Source organism: Streptomyces sp. N35 (genome assembly GCF_016464295.1).
In the GTDB taxonomy this organism is placed as follows: domain Bacteria; phylum Actinomycetota; class Actinomycetes; order Streptomycetales; family Streptomycetaceae; genus Streptomyces.
Genome location: NZ_JAEIMH010000016.1, coordinates 713 through 16,094, shown reverse-complemented (window position 1 = coordinate 16,094; position 15,382 = coordinate 713). Strand labels below are relative to the sequence as shown.

13 protein-coding genes and 2 pseudogenes are annotated in these 15,382 nt (G+C 72.1%); 4 read left to right on the top strand and 11 right to left on the bottom strand.

The window, feature by feature from the left end; all coding sequences use genetic code 11:
- Positions 1-389 (top strand): annotated as a pseudogene (locus JAO81_RS11595) (hypothetical protein); the annotation flags it as partial.
- Between the two features lie 2 nt (positions 390-391).
- Here JAO81_RS11595 and JAO81_RS11590 read toward each other — a convergent pair.
- The 8 genes and pseudogenes from JAO81_RS11590 to JAO81_RS11555 all read right to left on the bottom strand — a co-directional run.
- Positions 392-916: pseudogene (locus JAO81_RS11590) on the bottom strand (helix-turn-helix domain-containing protein); the annotation flags it as partial.
- Positions 913-2,892, bottom strand: coding sequence for an APC family permease (locus JAO81_RS11585; protein WP_233415233.1), 1,980 nt, complete (start codon positions 2,890-2,892; stop codon positions 913-915). The pseudogene JAO81_RS11590 and the gene JAO81_RS11585, both read right to left, overlap by 4 nt.
- A gap of 39 nt (positions 2,893-2,931) precedes the next feature.
- The gene (locus JAO81_RS11580; protein WP_199547715.1) at positions 2,932-3,714 is read right to left on the bottom strand and encodes a DedA family protein; all 783 of its coding nucleotides are present in this window, start codon (positions 3,712-3,714) and stop codon (positions 2,932-2,934) included.
- A complete protein-coding gene (locus JAO81_RS11575; protein WP_199547714.1) occupies positions 3,707-4,534 on the bottom strand; it encodes a 1-acyl-sn-glycerol-3-phosphate acyltransferase in 828 nt (275 codons plus the stop codon). Before JAO81_RS11575 ends, JAO81_RS11580 begins: the two co-directional genes overlap by 8 nt.
- A complete protein-coding gene (locus tag JAO81_RS11570; protein ID WP_199547713.1) occupies positions 4,531-5,286 on the bottom strand; it encodes a GNAT family N-acetyltransferase in 756 nt (251 codons plus the stop codon). The genes JAO81_RS11575 and JAO81_RS11570 overlap by 4 nt, the downstream gene beginning before the upstream one ends.
- 216 nt (positions 5,287-5,502) lie before the next feature.
- The gene (locus tag JAO81_RS11565; RefSeq protein WP_199547712.1) at positions 5,503-5,817 is read right to left on the bottom strand and encodes a FeoC-like transcriptional regulator; all 315 of its coding nucleotides are present in this window, start codon (positions 5,815-5,817) and stop codon (positions 5,503-5,505) included.
- Entirely contained in the window at positions 5,814-7,823 is a 2,010-nt protein-coding gene (gene feoB, locus JAO81_RS11560; protein WP_199547711.1) for a ferrous iron transport protein B, read from the bottom strand. The genes JAO81_RS11565 and feoB overlap by 4 nt, the downstream gene beginning before the upstream one ends.
- Entirely contained in the window at positions 7,816-8,055 is a 240-nt protein-coding gene (locus tag JAO81_RS11555; protein ID WP_199547710.1) for a FeoA family protein, read from the bottom strand. Before JAO81_RS11555 ends, feoB begins: the two co-directional genes overlap by 8 nt.
- Positions 8,056-8,324: 269 nt before the next feature.
- Between JAO81_RS11555 and JAO81_RS11550 the strand changes: the two genes are divergently transcribed.
- Entirely contained in the window at positions 8,325-10,406 is a 2,082-nt protein-coding gene (locus tag JAO81_RS11550) for a tetratricopeptide repeat protein (protein WP_199547709.1), read from the top strand.
- On the opposite strand, the gene JAO81_RS11545 is transcribed toward JAO81_RS11550, so the two are convergent.
- Complete coding sequence (locus tag JAO81_RS11545; protein ID WP_199547708.1) at positions 10,371-11,648, bottom strand: hypothetical protein; 1,278 nt, start codon at positions 11,646-11,648, stop codon at positions 10,371-10,373. The two genes, JAO81_RS11550 and JAO81_RS11545, sit on opposite strands and share 36 nt — an antisense overlap.
- 569 nt (positions 11,649-12,217) lie before the next feature.
- Positions 12,218-12,631, bottom strand: coding sequence for a heavy metal-responsive transcriptional regulator (locus tag JAO81_RS11540; RefSeq protein WP_199547707.1), 414 nt, complete (start codon positions 12,629-12,631; stop codon positions 12,218-12,220).
- 86 nt (positions 12,632-12,717) lie between these two features.
- Between JAO81_RS11540 and JAO81_RS43385 the strand changes: the two genes are divergently transcribed.
- Both JAO81_RS43385 and JAO81_RS43665 read left to right on the top strand, forming a co-directional pair.
- Positions 12,718-13,776, top strand: a complete 1,059-nt coding sequence (locus JAO81_RS43385) for an alkylmercury lyase family protein (protein WP_199547706.1) — start codon at positions 12,718-12,720, stop codon at positions 13,774-13,776.
- A gap of 147 nt (positions 13,777-13,923) precedes the next feature.
- Positions 13,924-14,373: a cupin domain-containing protein gene (locus JAO81_RS43665; RefSeq protein WP_199547705.1), complete on the top strand. Its 450-nt coding sequence runs from the start codon at positions 13,924-13,926 to the stop codon at positions 14,371-14,373.
- Here JAO81_RS43665 and JAO81_RS11525 read toward each other — a convergent pair.
- The coding region (locus tag JAO81_RS11525; RefSeq protein ID WP_233415231.1) for a YncE family protein at positions 14,280-15,382 on the bottom strand (1,103 nt) is incomplete at its 5' end. The two genes, JAO81_RS43665 and JAO81_RS11525, sit on opposite strands and share 94 nt — an antisense overlap.

The window sequence follows — 15,382 nt, the reverse complement described above, 5'->3', positions numbered from 1 at the left end:
GGCCGGCCGCCGTCCCCAAGATGCATCGGGACCACGCGGCCCTGCGCTGCGTACCGCGCGACGGCGGTCCCGAGCCCACGGAAGATCCGGAGGTGCGCTGGTGGTTCACCACCCAGGAGGCGCCTCTGGAACAACTGGTGCACGCGAGCATCGCCGCCGAGCGGCTGCGCCGTTCGCACGTCCTCAAGCCCGATGTGTTCTCGCCGATGCCACCCACGGACGGGGCGTTCTTCCACCCCGAAGGCGTACGGCTCGTACATTTCCTGAGCGCGCCGATGTACCTGGTCGACTCGTCCGACACGCTCGACAAGGTCGACGCGGAGGGGCTGCTGCCGCTGTCACGGGCCGCGGCACGGATCGTGCGCGGGACCGCCGGGTGGGTGCCCTAGGTGTGTTGTCCGGCCAGTCCGGCGCCGCTGCGGTTTTTGCGTCCCGCGGCGCGGCCGAGTGTTCTGTGGCCGCCGCCGTCGGGGATGCGGCCGAGTTTCTTGACGTCGATGTGGACGAGTTCGCCGGGCCTGGCACGTTCATAGCGTCGGATCGGTTCACCGGTGGCCCGGTCCAGTGTGGCCCGGTCCAGTGTGGCCAGGGCGGGCAGCTGGTGGCGGACCAGGATGCGGTGCGCGGTGGAGGCGGCGATGTGGCAGCGGGCGGCCAGCCGCAGGGGCCCGATGCGGTGTTCACGTCGCAGCCGTATGACCTGGGCTTCAACAGCGGCCGCAGTGCGGTTTGGTTGGTGGTGCGGGCGGCTGGAGCGGTCGCCCATCCCGGCCTCGCCCAACTGTCGGTAGCGGTCGGCCCAGCGGGCCGCGGTGGTGTGGCTGACCTGGAACCGTTCCGCAGCCCGGCGCAGCGGCCAGCCATCCTCCACCACACCTGCCGGCCGGGTGTCGTCGCGTGGTGCGCCCGCGCTCAGCCGACGTGCACGCGTGGCCGCCGCTCGCGATTCGGCTCCGCGCGGCGCAGCACCTCGCGGGTGACCGGGGCGACCTCGCCGTCGCCGAAGACCAGGAACCGCAGGAGATGGCTGACCGGGTGCCCCTCGGTCCAGTTGAAGTACGCGTGCGGCACCTCGCCCGTACGGTCGCGCAGCGCGAGCAGCACCGCCGCGATCGCGTTGGGGACCACGGACGACTCCACGCGCAGCCGGCGCGCGCCGTGCTTCTCGTCGCCGCGCACGTCCAGATCGGCGGTGAACTCCGAGGAGTCCCGGACGAACACCTCGAGGAACAGCACCGGCCGGCCACCCGGAATGAACGTGGCCTCGCGCTGCGTGTACTCCTTCTCGCGGTACTCGACCGTGCTGTGCTCCTGCGGCTCGTTGGCGATGATCCGCAACGGGCCGCCCATCGCGGCCGCCTCGTCGATGAGCTGCTGCGCCTTCTCGTCGAACGTCACCTGCGCGGCGCGCAGTTCGAAGGCGCGGTGGACACGGGAGGCGAGCGAGCTGATCAGGATCGCGAGGATGAAGAGCGCCGCGATACGGATGCCGTCGGGCCGCTCCACGACGTTGTCGACCAGGGTGTACGCGAGCACCGCGGTGATCACGCCGAAGCCGATCATCCCCTTGCGTTCCCCGGCCTTGCGGGCCGCCGCCGTACAGGCGAAGGACGCCGAGAGCATCAGGACGAGGACACCGGTCGCGTACGCGCCGCTCTGCGCGTCGACATCGGCGTTGAACCACAGCGTGATGAACACCGCGATCGCCATGAAGATCAGGACGAGTGGGCGCACGGCGAGCGTCCACTGCGGGGCCATGCCGTAGCGCGGCAGATAGCGCGGCACCAGGTTGAGCAGTCCGGCCAGCGCGGAGGCGCCCGCGAACCACAGGATGGCGATCGTCGAGACGTCGTAGACCGTGCCGAACACCTCGCCCAGATGCTGATGGGCGAGATAGGCGAGCGCCCTGCCGTTGGCCTCGCCACCGCTCTTGAACTCGTCCTGCGGGATCAGGATCGTGGTCGCGAGACTGGAGAGCAGCAGGAAGCAGCTCATGATGACGGCCGCGGTGGTCAGCAGCTTGCGGGTGCCGCGGATCCGGCCCGCGGGACTCTGCTCGGTGTCCCCTGCGTCGCCCTTGACCTGCGGCATCACCGCGACACCGGTCTCGAAACCGGACATGCCGAGGGCCAGCTTCGGGAACACCAGGACCGCGACGCCGATCATCACCCAGGGCGAGGAGTGCTCGGCGGTGGCCGCGTCCCACCAGTTGTCGATCTGTACGGGCTCGGTGACCACCTTCACGGCCGCGGTCGCCAGGACCACCACGTTGAGCGCCAGATAGACCCCGACGAGGATCACCGCGACCCCGATCGCCTCCCGGAACCCCTTGAGGAACACCGCGCCGAGCAGCGCGATCAGGAACAGCGTGATCCAGGTGTGCTCCCCGTCCAGCCACTGCGGGGCGAACGGGTTCTCCTCCACATGGGCCGCCGCGTCGGCCGCGGACAGGGTGATGGTGATGATGAAGTCGGTGGCCGCGAAGCCGAGCAGGACCAGGACGAAGATCTTCCCGGACCACCAGGAAAGCAGCCGCTCCAGCATCCGGATCGAGCCCTCGCCGTGCGGCGACTCCTTGGCGACCCGGCGGTACACCGGCAGGGCGCCGAGCAGCGTGAGTCCGATCAGCACGATGGTCGCGAGCGGCGAGAGCAGACCCGCGGCCAGGGCCGCGATGCCCGGCTGGTAGCCGAGCGTGGAGAAGTAGTCCACGCCGGTGAGGCACATGACCCGCCACCACTTGTGCCCGCGGTGCTCGGACGGCGGCGTGCCGTGCGGTCCCGCGTGCTGGGCGGTCTCGGCGGTGAGGCCTTCGAGGAGCCAGGCGCGCAGGCGGCCGCGCGCGGGCGCGTCGGCCGTGCCGGTGGGGGGCTCCACCTCGGTGCCGGTCAATGCGTTCTCCCTGCTCACGAGAAGCCAGGCCAGTCGTGCTCACATCCTCACGTGCGCCGACATTCCGGGCGAACCGGGCGCAGGGGAATCCGTGCCGTGACACGGCTCGGGGGCGTTCGGGCCTGCTCCATTCGGCTGTACGGGGAGCGGTGGCTCCACGGGGAGGGGCGGCTGTACGGAGAGCGGCGGCCGTACGGGGAGGTCCGTACCGCCGCTGTCCTGCGCGCCCTTTCGGGAGCGAGTCCGGCGTACGCACTCCAGGGCGACGGTCACCGCCGTGACGAGCCCGAAGGAGAGCGCGAGCCCGTGCAGCGGACGGTCCGCGAAGGCCGCACCGCCGAGCGCGCCCATGCAGACGGCGAACACCGCCCACAGCGCGGCGCCCAGGGCGTCATAGGCGACGAATCGGCGCAGGGGATAGCGCAGCGCCCCGGTGGTCAGGCCGACGGCGACCCGGCCGCCGGGTACGTAGCGGCCGGCCACGATCAGGAGCGGGCCGTGGCGTCCGACGGCCGAGCAGGCCCATGCGTACCGGCTGCGTCCTCTCTCCCCGCGCAGCAGCCGGAGGATGAGACGGGGCCCCGCGCGGCGGCCGAGGACGTGACCGCCGACATCGCCCGCGAGGGCGCCGGTGGCGGCGAGCACGGTGAGCAACGTGAGCCGGCCCGGGTCGGGTCCGATGAGGACGGCGGCGGTGACCACCGTCGTCTCGCTCGGCATGAAGGGGAGCAGGGCGTCGAGGGAAGCGGTCAGGAAGATGGCGAGCCAGATCCAGGGGGAGTCGAGCAGGTGCTGCAGGGTCTGGACGTACCGGTCAAGCATGGAGGGCGGGGGAGAGGGGCGGGGCGGGGAGTGCCGACGCGGGTACGCGGCACAGGACCGCCTCCTGCGCCGCGAGCGCGAGCGCCCGCCGGTCCCTGTCCGGACCGGGGTGGAGCACGTCGTGCGCGTCGACCCGCACGGTGAGCCCGTCCGCCCGCGCGACCCGGTGAAGGGACGGCAGGAACCCGTCGTCGCCGACGAACGCGGCGACCGTGGACGGCATCCCGTGCTGCCGATAGCCGATGCTGACGGGTCGGACCGGTGCCCGGGCGTCCAGGGCGGCCTGGAACATGGCCCGGCGGAACCCGCCGCCGGACGGGGAGCACCACGTCGTGGCCTGCGGGAAGACGGCCACCGAGCGGCCGGAGAGGAGCGTCTCGCGGACCAGCGCCACGTGCTGCGGAAGGCGCCGGAAGGAGTCGCGGTCGATGAAGCAGGTGCCGGCGCGGCGGGCCAGCGTGCCCACCACGGGCCAGCCGCCGACCTCGCGTTTCGCGATCAGCGTGGCCGGTTCGCGGGCCAGCAGGGCGATCACGTCCAGCCAGGAGATGTGGTTGGCGACGATCAGCGTGCCGGTGCGGCCGGGCACGCTCAACCCGCCCTCGCCGCCCTCCCGTCGAACGCCCAGCGCGGCCAGGAGATGCCGGGCCCGCAGACGCAGCGCCCCCGGGTCGGTGAGCGTGTGGCGGTGGGCCGCGGTGCCCGCGACGAGCGCGGTGAAGTCCGTGCAGCGGCGCAGCGCCGTACGCGCGGACACCGGGGGCACGCGGTGTCCGACGCAGCCGGTGGTGCAGGGGGACTGCACCGCCCAGGCGTTCACCGGTCCTCACCGAGGAAGTAACGCCGGTAGCGGTCGCTCACGTTGGCCATCGGCAGCAGGACGTAGAAGTCGGCGACACCGAACTCCGGGTCGTGCGCCGGGGCTCCGCACATCCAGGCGCCGAGCCGCAGATAGCCGCGCAGCAGCGGCGGCAGATCCGTGTAGGACGGCTTGCCGGCCAGCGGGCCCGCCGGCTGCCAGGGCCGGTGCGGGTGGATGCGCAGGTCGGCGGGCGAGGCGTGCTTGGCGGTGCCGAGCAGCCAGGCGCTGGTCGCGGCATGGCCGCCGTCGTCCAGCGGTACGGAGGCGCAGCCGGCCAGGTACTCATGACCGGAGAGCAGCACATAGCGGGCCAGCGCCGACCACAGCAGATTGATGACGGCGCCGGTGCGGTGGTCGGGGTGGACGCAGGAGCGGCCCGCCTCGACGAGCTGGGACCGGATCGGGGCGAGGGCCGAGAGGTCGAACTCGCTCTCCGAATAGAGCCGTCCGCCGCGGCCCGGCGGGATGAGCCGGTAGGTGCCGACGACCTCGCCGCTGCCGGTCTCGGTGACGATCAGATGGTCGGCGATCGCGTCGAACTCGTCGATGTCCAGGCCCGGTTCGGGCGAGTGCAGCCGTGCGCCGAGCTCGCCCCCGAACACCTCGTGGCGCAAGCGCTGCGCGGCGCGCACCTGTTCAGGGGTGTCCGCGATCGTGACCGTATAGGCGGTGGAGTCGACGGTTACAGTGGACAGTGCAGGACTGGGCATGGTGAAACCTGCTCTCCATACGCTGGGGACGTCCGCGCGCATCGAGTCGCATCGCCCGCGCGGACTGCTCATGTCGTGCACGGGCCGTCGAGTTGGCGCTCGACGGCCCGATCCATTCCACCGTGCAGCCGAGCGGTGAACGCGTCAAAGATTTCTGACAGTTGTCAGGGAAGAATGAGGGAAAGTCAGGGTCGGCTCGGGGTGAAGCTCCGACGATCAATCCCGAGGCGGGTCCGCCGGCCTGATCGTGTGCAGCAGCGGACGGCCCATAAGCCCTGGTGACGTACCCGTGAGTCCGGGTGACGCACACGAGGATCGCAGCGCGCAGCCGCCGCAGCCGGCCGGCGGGCAGCCGCCGGAGACGGCCTCGCGGGTGAGCACCCCGCGGCCGACCCAGTAGTCGACCATCGCGGCGGCCTCGTCGGGGGCCACACCGATCCGGGCCGCTACGTCGTCCAGGGATCCACCGCGGTGGATCTCGACGAGGATCCGGCGCAGAGGGCTGACGGCCGGGTGCGGGGGCGCGCTCACCACCACAGGCTCCCGATCTGGAACACGGCGACCGCGAGCAGCCAGGCTACGGCCAGTTGGATTCCCGTGGAGAGCAGCGTCATCCTGCCGCCCATCTCCTGCCACTGTGTGGCGATCGTGGCCATGCAGGGGGTGTAGGCGAGCAGGAACACCAGGAAGGCGAGGACCGCGGGCAGCGGATGTCCGCCGGAGCTCTGCTCGAAGGTCTCGTGCAGCCGGGTGCCCAACTCTCCCGCGTGGTCCGGGCGGTCGGGCTCGTCGGCGCTGTAGGTCTGGGCGACGGTCGCGACGACCGCCTCCTTCGCGACGAAACCGGTGCCGAGCGCGGCGGCCGCGTGCCAGTCGTCGAAACCGGCCGGTGCGAAAGCCGGTGCGGCGGCCCGTGACATCGCGCCGAACACGCTGTGCTCGATCGGCGTCTCACCGAAGGACGTACCGGACGCGGCACCCAGCGGGATCGCCGAGAGCAGCCACACCGCGGTGACCGTGGCGACGATGGCACCGGCCGCGGTCCTCAGGAACCCGGCGAGTTTCTGCCAGGTCTGGGCACCGACCACGCGCAGGGTGGGAAGGCGGTACGGCGGCAGCTCCAACACCAGTGCTTCGCCCCGCAGTTCACGGAAGAGCGTCTTGCGCAGGAGCATGCCGATCCCGACGACGAGCAGCACCGAGAGTAGATACATCGCGAAGACCACCGTGCCCGCGGTACTGCCGAAGAAGACGGCCGCGAAGAGCACGTACACCGTCAGGCGCGCACTGCAGGAGACATACGGGATGATCATGCCGACGAGGAGCCGCTGGCGCCGGTTGCCGAGGATGCGCAGCCCTGCCAGCGCGGGAACGTTGCAGCCGAAGCCGACGATGATCGGCAGGAACGCCCGGCCGGGCAGTCCGAGCCGGCGCATCAGGCGGTCCACGACGAAGGCCGCGCGTGCCATGTAGCCGGAGTCCTCGAGCAGTGCGAGCAGCACGAACATGATGACCATCAGGGGGACGAAGGTCAGCAACTGCCCTACGCCGCCGATCAGTCCGTCCACGAGCAATCCGCGCAGCCAGTCCGGAGCGCCGGACAGCGCGTTCGTCGCGGTATCGGTGACCGGACCGCCCACGAAGTCCCCGAGCGCGTCCTGCAGCGGCTTCGCCAGGGTGGTCGTGGCGGTGAACACGCCCCACATCGCGGCGAGAAAGGCCGGGATGCCGAACCAGCGCGAGGTGAGCACCCGGTCCACGCGGTCGGACAGCGTGAGTCCCGCGCCGGCCCGCTGCGTGCGCACCACGGCGAGGACCTCGTGCACCCAGGCGTACCGGGCCTCGGCGCCGGCCAGTTCGGGGTCGTCGCCCTGCGGCACGGCCAGGTGGAAGGGGCGCGCTGGGCCCCGGACGTCCTTTTCCTCCCGTACGGCGTGGGTGAGTTCCTCCCGCCGTACGGCGTGGGCGAGTTGCTCCCGTACCGCGTGAGCGAGTACGTCGAGTCCCTGGCGCCTGCGCGGCACCACAGGGATCACCGGTACGCCCAACTCCCTTGCCAGGGCCGCCTCGTCGACCGCGATTCCGCGGGCCCTCGCCACATCCGTCATGGTGAGGGCGACCACACAGCGCACGCCGGTCTCCAGGATCTCGGCGAGCAGATACAGATTCCGCGCGAGGTTGGCCGCATCGGCGGTGACCACGACCAGGTCCGGACGCCCCTCGGCTCCCGGGTCGACGAGGAGGTCACGGGTGAGTTCCTCGTCCGGGGAGCGCGGAACCAGGCTGTACGTGCCGGGGAGGTCGACCAGATCGACCGGCGTGCCGCTCACCGGGCGCCAGGTGCCGCGGGCGACCTGGACGGTCTTGCCGGGCCAGTTGCCCACGTGCTGGCGGGCGCCGGTGAGTGCGTTGAACAGCGTCGACTTGCCGACATTCGGGTTGCCCACCAGGGCGACGACCGGGGCGCCCGCGGTATGGGTGCGCTCAGGGGTGGGGCAGCAGGCCGGTGTCAGGACGGGGGTGCGCGGGTCAGGCATGGGAGGCCGCCGGCGCAATTTCGATGGCCACGGCGCCTGCCGTGGCGTCGTCGACCGCGACGCGCGCGTCACCCAGGGCGAGCAGCAGCCCGCCCGTCGCGCCGCGCCCGACCACCCGGATCTCCGCGCCGCGCACGAAACCGAGCTCGGCGAGGCGCAGCCGGTCCTGTGCGTCGGTGGTGATCCGCCGGATCCGGGCGTGGGTGCCGGGGGCGCAGCCGCGAAGGGTCACTGGTCTGCCTTCCTGAAGTGGTTTCTGAGGTAAGCCTAAATTGCCCCTTTGTTCCTGTTTGCTGAATTTGGTCAAGGTTCGTTCAAGCGGCGCGGGTCAGGAGGGACGCCCCTGTCGAACGGCCCGGGAGCGGCGGGACTTTCGCCCCGGCTGTGCCGGAAGGGAGTGAAGTCACCTTCGTGTAAAGGAGATTGGGCTGAAGGGCTCGCGCTCCGCGGATACGGTGATCAGTGGCAGGGGACCGGTCGGACAGCGGGGGTGGGGCGGGCGTGCTGGAATCGGTGGCGGTCGGCATGGTGGTCGGGGGTGTGCTCAACGGGGCGACCGGTGAGGTGGGCAAATCCGTCGCGATCTCCTTCGGTGCCTGGCTGCGCAGGGTGCTCGGCCGTGAGGTGCAGGCGCCTACGTCCCATGCCTCGGAGGCCGATCTGGTCCGCAGCCTGACCGAGGTGATCTCCCGGCGGCCGCAACTCGCCGCCGAACTCGGGCAGTTCGCCATCCCCCGCCCCGCACTCCGAGCAGTCCGGCCCGGCCTGCCCGCCCCCGCCCGCTTCTTTCATGACCGCAAGGAAGCGCTCAAGGCGCTCGACCGCGAGGCCCGCCGCGCGCACGACGGGACTCCGCGCATCGCACTCGTCCACGGTCCCGAGGGCATCGGCACGAGCGAACTGCCCCGCCGTTGGGGTGCGCAGCGCGAGGCTCTGTACCCGGACGGCCTGCTCCACATCGACCTGAGGGGCCCCTCGCCGACCTCCGGGCTCGACGCGGGAGCCGCGGCGGCGCAGCTCCTGGATCAGCTGGGTCTCCCGCCGGACGAGGTGCCGGCCGCTGCCGACGGCCGCTGTGCACTGCTGCGCTCCCTGCTCATGGACCGCAAAGTCCTCGTCGTCCTCGACCATGCGCACTCGGCCGCCCAGATCACCCCCCTGATCACGGCAGCCCCGGGTGTGTTCACCGTGGCCGTGGCCGTGCACCCGCCGACCGGTCTCGACGCCGTGCGGATTCCGGTGGGACCGCTGCCGGTACGGGACGCGCGCAATCTGCTTGACGATTTGGTGCCCGCTCCCTTGAGCAAGACTCTCCGGGGGCAGCTGGAGCGCTGCGGTGGATCGCCCTTCGCCATACGGGCGTTGGCGGCGCGGGCGTCCGACGGGGCGGGGTCCCGTGCCTCGTCCGGACAGGGCGCCGACACCGCGGTCGGGAGGAGCGCCCAGGACGGCTACCGGCTGCTCGCGCCCGATGAGGCCCGCGTCCACCGGCTTCTGGCGCTCAGGCCCTGGCCGTCCTTCGACGCCGCGCTCGCCGCGCTCGCCGCCGACCTGCCCGAGGAGGGGGCGCGCCGGGCCCTCGACCGCCTCTTCGGCCTCCATCTCGTCGAGCCCGCCGGCTCCGGTCGCTTCCGGCACCGGCCCGCCGTACGTGCCCGGGCCGTACGGGAGGTCGGCCCGGAGGAGGGGGCGGAGGCGCTGCGGCGGATGGTCGAGGGATATGTCACCTTCGCACGGGGCGCCGCCCACGCCGCGCTCCCGCAGAGCTGGCGCGTGCCCGAGGCGCCCTCCGCGCTCCCGGATCCCGCCACGGCACTGGAGGCTCTGCGGTCCGCACTGCCCAATCTGGCGGAGGCCGTCCGCGCGGCCGAGCATGTGGGCGACTGGTCGTCGGCGATCGCGCTGTGCCGCTCGCTGTGGCCGCTCCAGCTCAAGGCCGGTCACCAGGACGCCCTCCTGGAGGCGCTGCGTACCGGCGTGCGGCTCGCTGATGTGCACGCGACGGGCAGCCGGGACGCGGCGGCGCTGCATTTCCAACTCGCCCACTCCTTGATGGAATTGCGCCGTTGGGGCGAGGCCGAGCCGGAGGCCCGCGCAGCCGTGCGCGACGAACGGGCGGCGGGGCATGTGCGGGGCGAGGCTTCGGCTGTGGAGTTCCTCGGGCTGCTGCGGCTGCGGCAGTGGCGCTTCGAGGAGGCCTACGACTGCTTCGTGGAGTCGGGGCGCGTCTACGACCGCATCGGTGCGTGGGACGAAGGCGCCGACGACCTTCCACGCGCCCGCGCCCTGCTGGCCCGGCACTCGGGTCGGGCGCTGGGCGGGCTGGGGCGGCACGCGGAGGGTCGGGAGCAGCTGGAGGCTGCTCTGGCCCACTTCACCTCGAGCGGCGATATGTACAACGCGGCTCGCGCACGCACCGATCTCGCCGAGATCCTGATCGCCGCGGGATCCCGGGACCACGCATCGGAGCTGATCGAAGAGGCGCTCGACGCGCTCAAGGGCGAGGGTGCCACCCTACATGTGGCGTGGCTGGGCCGGTTGCGTGCCCTAGTGCATGACGAGAGCGACGTCGACGAGGTGTGAGACGCCGCCGAGCCGCACCCGCAGCCCGTGCGCCACGAGATCGTCGAGGGACTTGCCGCTCGCCGTCCAGGCGTGGAGGGCGCACCCGTAGGCGACCGGGTCCGCGTCCGCCTGCGGGCCGGCCGTGAGCCGCAGGACCAGGCCGCCGCGGGTGCGCGCCGTGGCCGTGTCCGGTGAGTCGACGTACAGGGTGAGTCCGGCATGCGGGTGCCGGGCCAGGGCTTCGGCTGTCCACTGGTCGGGCCTGCCGAGCCGTACGTCATGCGGCGGGCCTTCGTGGAACACCACGTCGGCGAGGGCCAGCGCGTGCCGCTCCCTGGTGCGCTCGTGCACCACGGTCAGCGCCTCGCCCTCGCCCTCGGGCTCGAACGGCGGGTCCACATACCGGGTGATGGACACCTCGCCGGGCGCCGTGACGCTGGTCAGAACGCGCTGGGGAGCGGTGCGTTCGGCGGGTGCGTGCGCAGGGAGCGGGAGGCGGCGCAAGGTCGCGGTGTGCACAGGCTCGGGCAGGCCCAACAGGCCGTAGAACAACCGGCGCAGACGAGCCGCCGACGCGCCGGGCATCGATGTGGTGAAGCGGGCCGGTCCGGCCGGCGGTGTGGTGAGGCTGTCCAGTTGGGGACGCAGTGGTGCGTTCATGTCGAGGAGGGGTGCTTCCCGTACGAAAGCGGCTGAAGGCGAGCGGTGGTCGATGTCGGTCAGTGGCGCGGCGCCCAGGAGGACAGGCGTGCCGAGCGCGGCGGCGTAGAACGACACGGAACCGTGGTCGCCGATCACCGCGTCGGCCGCGATGAGGGCCTGACGCCAGTCGTGCAGCGGGTCGACGAGCGTAACCCCGGCGTTCAGCGCGCGGTCGAACCAGGCGCGGATCTGCCCCGGTCCGTGGGCGGACCAGATGTTGGGGTGAAGGACTGCGGCGATCCGGTACTCGTCGGCGGGGAGTTCGGCGGTCAGGCGGGGGAGCAGCGACGGCAGCGGGCCGCCCGCCAATGAGCCCTTTGCCCAGGTGGAGTTGAGGAGTACGAGGCGCTGACCGGTGCGGACGCCGAGTGCGCGACGGTAGGGGACGCGCAGGTCCCGGTGACCGAGGATGCGGTCGAAGCAGGGATCACCGGCGAGTACGGCGGAGTCGACGGCCTGCGGGCAGGAGTCGCGCAGCCGGTCACGCTGCTCGGGGTGGGAGAGCACCAGGGCGTCGGTGAACGGGTGGCCGTCGTGCAGGACCCATTCGGGATCCAATCCGAAGACCGGGACGCGCGCGGCACCGGCCCGGCCTGCGCCCTCCGAACGTCCGGTGTCCGGTGTCCGGTGTCCGGTGTCCGGTGTCCGGTGTCCGGTGTTGCCAGCTTCTTAGCATATCCAACGCCATGGGAGAGGATGGCCAATTTCCCAGGAATATCGGCCAGTTGGCCGCCGAAGCTGGCCGAGAGGGCAAGATCCACGGGCGTGGCCAGGGCCTGCTCCCAGGGCAGTACCGGCACACCGAGCCCGGCGAGCAGCTCGTCCACGCCGGCCAGGAAGGGGGACGAGCCCGTGCAGGTGGCCAGGAGCTGGACGCGTTCGTCGCTGTCGAACAGGCCGAGTACATCGAGCAGCCGGGTCGCGGAGGTGACGTTGTGGACGACGAGCAGCACGGTGCGGCAGCCGCCGCGGGTCACCCCTCGGTCGGCGTCGTCGCCGACCGGGACCCGTATCCAGCCTTCCCGGCCCTGGCCCATGCACCGCCCCCACCTGGACTGACGCCGCGCTCTGCGGGCGTGAGCGGTCACGATAGCCCGAACATCGATCAGGGGGAGTGGGGCCCCGCATCACGGCGCGGGTACGGGCATGGGCTCGAGGATGGTGCAGACGCCCGCCTCGGCGCACTCGGCCGGGTCGGTCTCGGCGGCCCGGGCCGCGAGGGTGCGCAAGGTGCGCCGGGTCCGGCGCAGTTCGCGCAGCCGCTCCTCGATCTCGGTGAGATGCTCGTCGATCAGCCGTGTGACCTGGGCGCACGGCACCTGCCCGCTGTCGCGCAGCGTGAGCAGGGAGCGGATCTCGGCGAGCGTGAGCCCGGCGCTCTGTGCCTCCCGTACGAACGCGAGGCGCGCCGCGGCCTCGTCCGGGTAGTCCCGGTATCCGCCGGAGGTGCGCGGAGGCTCGGGCAGCAGGCCGGCCTGCTCGTAGAAGCGGATGGTCTTGGTGGTCAGTCCGCTGCGGGCCGCGAGATCGCCGATACGCATGCGTCCAGGCTACGCCCTTGACTTTCCAGTGCACTGGAAGGTCTAGCGTCCCTGGCGGAGCGGAAGTCGAGGGAAGGGACGCGGAGATGAGGATCACGCTGCTCACCGTTCCCGGCTGTCCCGGCGAGCGGCCGGCGCGCGAACGAATCGCCGCCGTGCTGGCCGGACGAACGGGTGAGGTGGAGACGGCCGGGAAGGAGTCAGTCCGGGAGGTGACGGGCGAGGTGGAGACGGTCGGCAAGGAGACAGCCGGGGAGGAGACGGTCGAGGTGGTGACGGTCGAGGTGCGGGACGAAGTGCAGGCCAGGGCGCTGGGTATGAGGGGCTCGCCCACGATCCTCGTCGACGGCACCGATCCCTTCGCGGTGCCGGGCGCGGAGCCGAGCTTGTCCTGCCGGCTCTACCGAGGGGCGGACGGCACGGCCGATGTGGCGCCCACGGTGGAGGATCTGCGAGCCGCGCTGACCGGTGGCCGCGGCTGCGGCGAACGCGGCGGCAGCGGCCGGCCGGCCGGCCTGTCGGCCCTGGTCGGCGGGGGCGGGCAGGGGCGCCGGCCGCCGGCGGACCGCGGACTGCGCGCCGTGCATCAGGCGGTGCTCCGGCACTTCGCCGCGACCGGCCGGGCGCCCGGCGCCGCCGCGCTCGAAGAGCCCGCCGCCGCTCACGGCCGCACCGCCCGTGACGTACTCGCCGACCTGGCCCGCGAGGATTTCCTCACCCTGGACGACGCGGGTGCCATCCGTGCCGCGTACCCCTTCTCGGCCGTCCCGACGCCGCATCGGGTGCGGATCGACGGTGTGGCGGCGTGGTCGATGTGCGCGATCGACGCGCTGGGCATCCCGGCGATGCTCGGTCGCGACGTGACGATCAGCTCGACGGATCCGGTCAACGGGGAATCCGTCACCGTGAGTTCGCGGTCCGGCGTCCTTACCTGGGAGCCGCCGGGCGCGGTCGTCTTCGCCGGGGCGCAGCCCGGCGACGGGCCCGCCGCGGACGTCTGCTGCCGGACCGTGTCCTTCTTCACCGGACCGAGGACGGCGCAGACTTGGAGCGCCGCGCACCCGGATGTGCCCGGGGAGGTCATCGGCCCGGCCCGCGCCGGGCACGTCGCGGCGGAGACGTTCGGGCCGCTCCTCGAGGACTAGGAGGACAGGGCCGGGGAGGTTTTACCGAACGGTCGACCGGCGGTGCTCTGCCGTGTCGTAACGTCGCCGCATCCCTTGATCACGATCGCGGGCGTCGCCGACGGTTCAGCCGTCCCTCCGGCGAGGCGGCCCGCCAGGAGGCATGCCATGAACGTCGTCGATGTACGGAGAACCGCGGCCGAACTGCCCGCCGCCTGGGGTTCGTTGCTGCTCGGGCAGGTCGGAAGCGCGGGGGTGAAGGTGCTGCGGATGGACGGTCGTCCCCTGCCGCCGGAGTCCCATGACGCGGCGGAAGCGCTGCTGGTGGTGGAGGGGGAACTGCGCCTGGTCGTCGACGGCGTCGAGGTCGACGTGCGCGCAGGGGAGATGTGCATCGTCCAGGCGGGCGTGGTGCACGCGGTGAACTCCGGCAGCCGAGGCACGCTCGTCATCGTCGAGGACATTTCCTCTGCGTCCTGGAGCCCGACACAGGTGCAGGCGCAGGCGCAGGCGCAGGCACAGTCTCAGAGAACGGCGATCCCCAACGGCCTTTCCCCGGCGGGCAGTCGGCGGGTGTCGCCGCTGTCGAGGTCGACGACCGTGATGCCGTTCCAGTAGCCGTCGCGCGTGAAGCCGCCCGTGACGTACGCGGTCCCGCCGTCCGCCGAGACCGCGACGTCCTCGTGCGGCCCCTCCAGCGGAATCACCTTCTCCTTGCCGTCCGGGGAACGGACGGTGAGGGACGGCCCCTCGTCGCTGCTCGGGTCGATCGGGCCGGTACCGACGGCGAGGAGGGTGCCGTCCGCGGTGATCTGCGCGCCGTGCTGGTGGGTGTTCGCCGTCATCCGCTCGACGGTCGACTCGCCGGTGTCGGGATCGACGACGACGAGGCGCTCGCCCTCGAACGGAAGGAGCAGCTTCCCGTCCGACGGCCGAACCGCCGCGTAGTGCGGCTTGAGCCAGGACCCGAGTCCGCCCTCGGTGCCGTAGGGGGCCACCTCGATACGACGGGTGTCCATGGACTTGGGGTCGACGACCGTGACGTCGAAGGAGTCGTGGTCGGTCGCGTACACCTGCGAGCCGTCACGCGACACGTCCACGTCGAAGGGCCGCCGCCCGACGTCCGCGGTGTCGGTCACCTTCAGGGTGCGGGTGTCGACGGCCTCCAACGTGCCGCTCCCGCCGGGCACGTTGACGCCCACGTACACCTGCCGGCCGTCCGGGGCGAGCGCGATGCCCATACCGCCGCCGCGGTACTCGCCGCCCGTCGCAGGACCGAGATTCCCCGTCACGTACGGGATGACGGCGAGGCGCTCGCGCTGCTCGGTGTCGACGACGGCGACGCCCTCGGCCGTGGCCACCCAGGCCCGGCCGTCCTTGCCGACGACCAGCCCGTACGGGGCTGTACCGACCCGCACGGAGTCGATGGCGCCCTTGCCGGGGTCGACGAAGGTGACGGTGTCGGCGCCGAAGTCCGCGACGAGGAGGGTCCCTTCGGGCGTCTTGGCGCGGGAACCGCCGGGGTTCTCCTCGGCGGTGGCGTTCGGTGCCGCGCTCGGTGCCGACGACGGTGTGCCGGCGGCCGGCGTATCGGCCTCGGACTCGCCCTGGGAGCAGCTCGCGAGCA

Coding starts and splice junctions, on each gene's coding strand:
- JAO81_RS11580 (WP_199547715.1), bottom strand. CDS start 3,714: ATGCTTGACCGGTACGTCCAGACCCTGCAGCACCTGCTCGACTCCCCC.
- JAO81_RS11540 (WP_199547707.1), bottom strand. CDS start 12,631: ATGCGTATCGGCGATCTCGCGGCCCGCAGCGGACTGACCACCAAGACC.
- JAO81_RS11570 (WP_199547713.1), bottom strand. CDS start 5,286: ATGCCCAGTCCTGCACTGTCCACTGTAACCGTCGACTCCACCGCCTAT.
- JAO81_RS43665 (WP_199547705.1), top strand. CDS start 13,924: ATGAACGTCGTCGATGTACGGAGAACCGCGGCCGAACTGCCCGCCGCC.
- feoB (WP_199547711.1), bottom strand. CDS start 7,823: ATGCCTGACCCGCGCACCCCCGTCCTGACACCGGCCTGCTGCCCCACC.
- JAO81_RS43385 (WP_199547706.1), top strand. CDS start 12,718: ATGAGGATCACGCTGCTCACCGTTCCCGGCTGTCCCGGCGAGCGGCCG.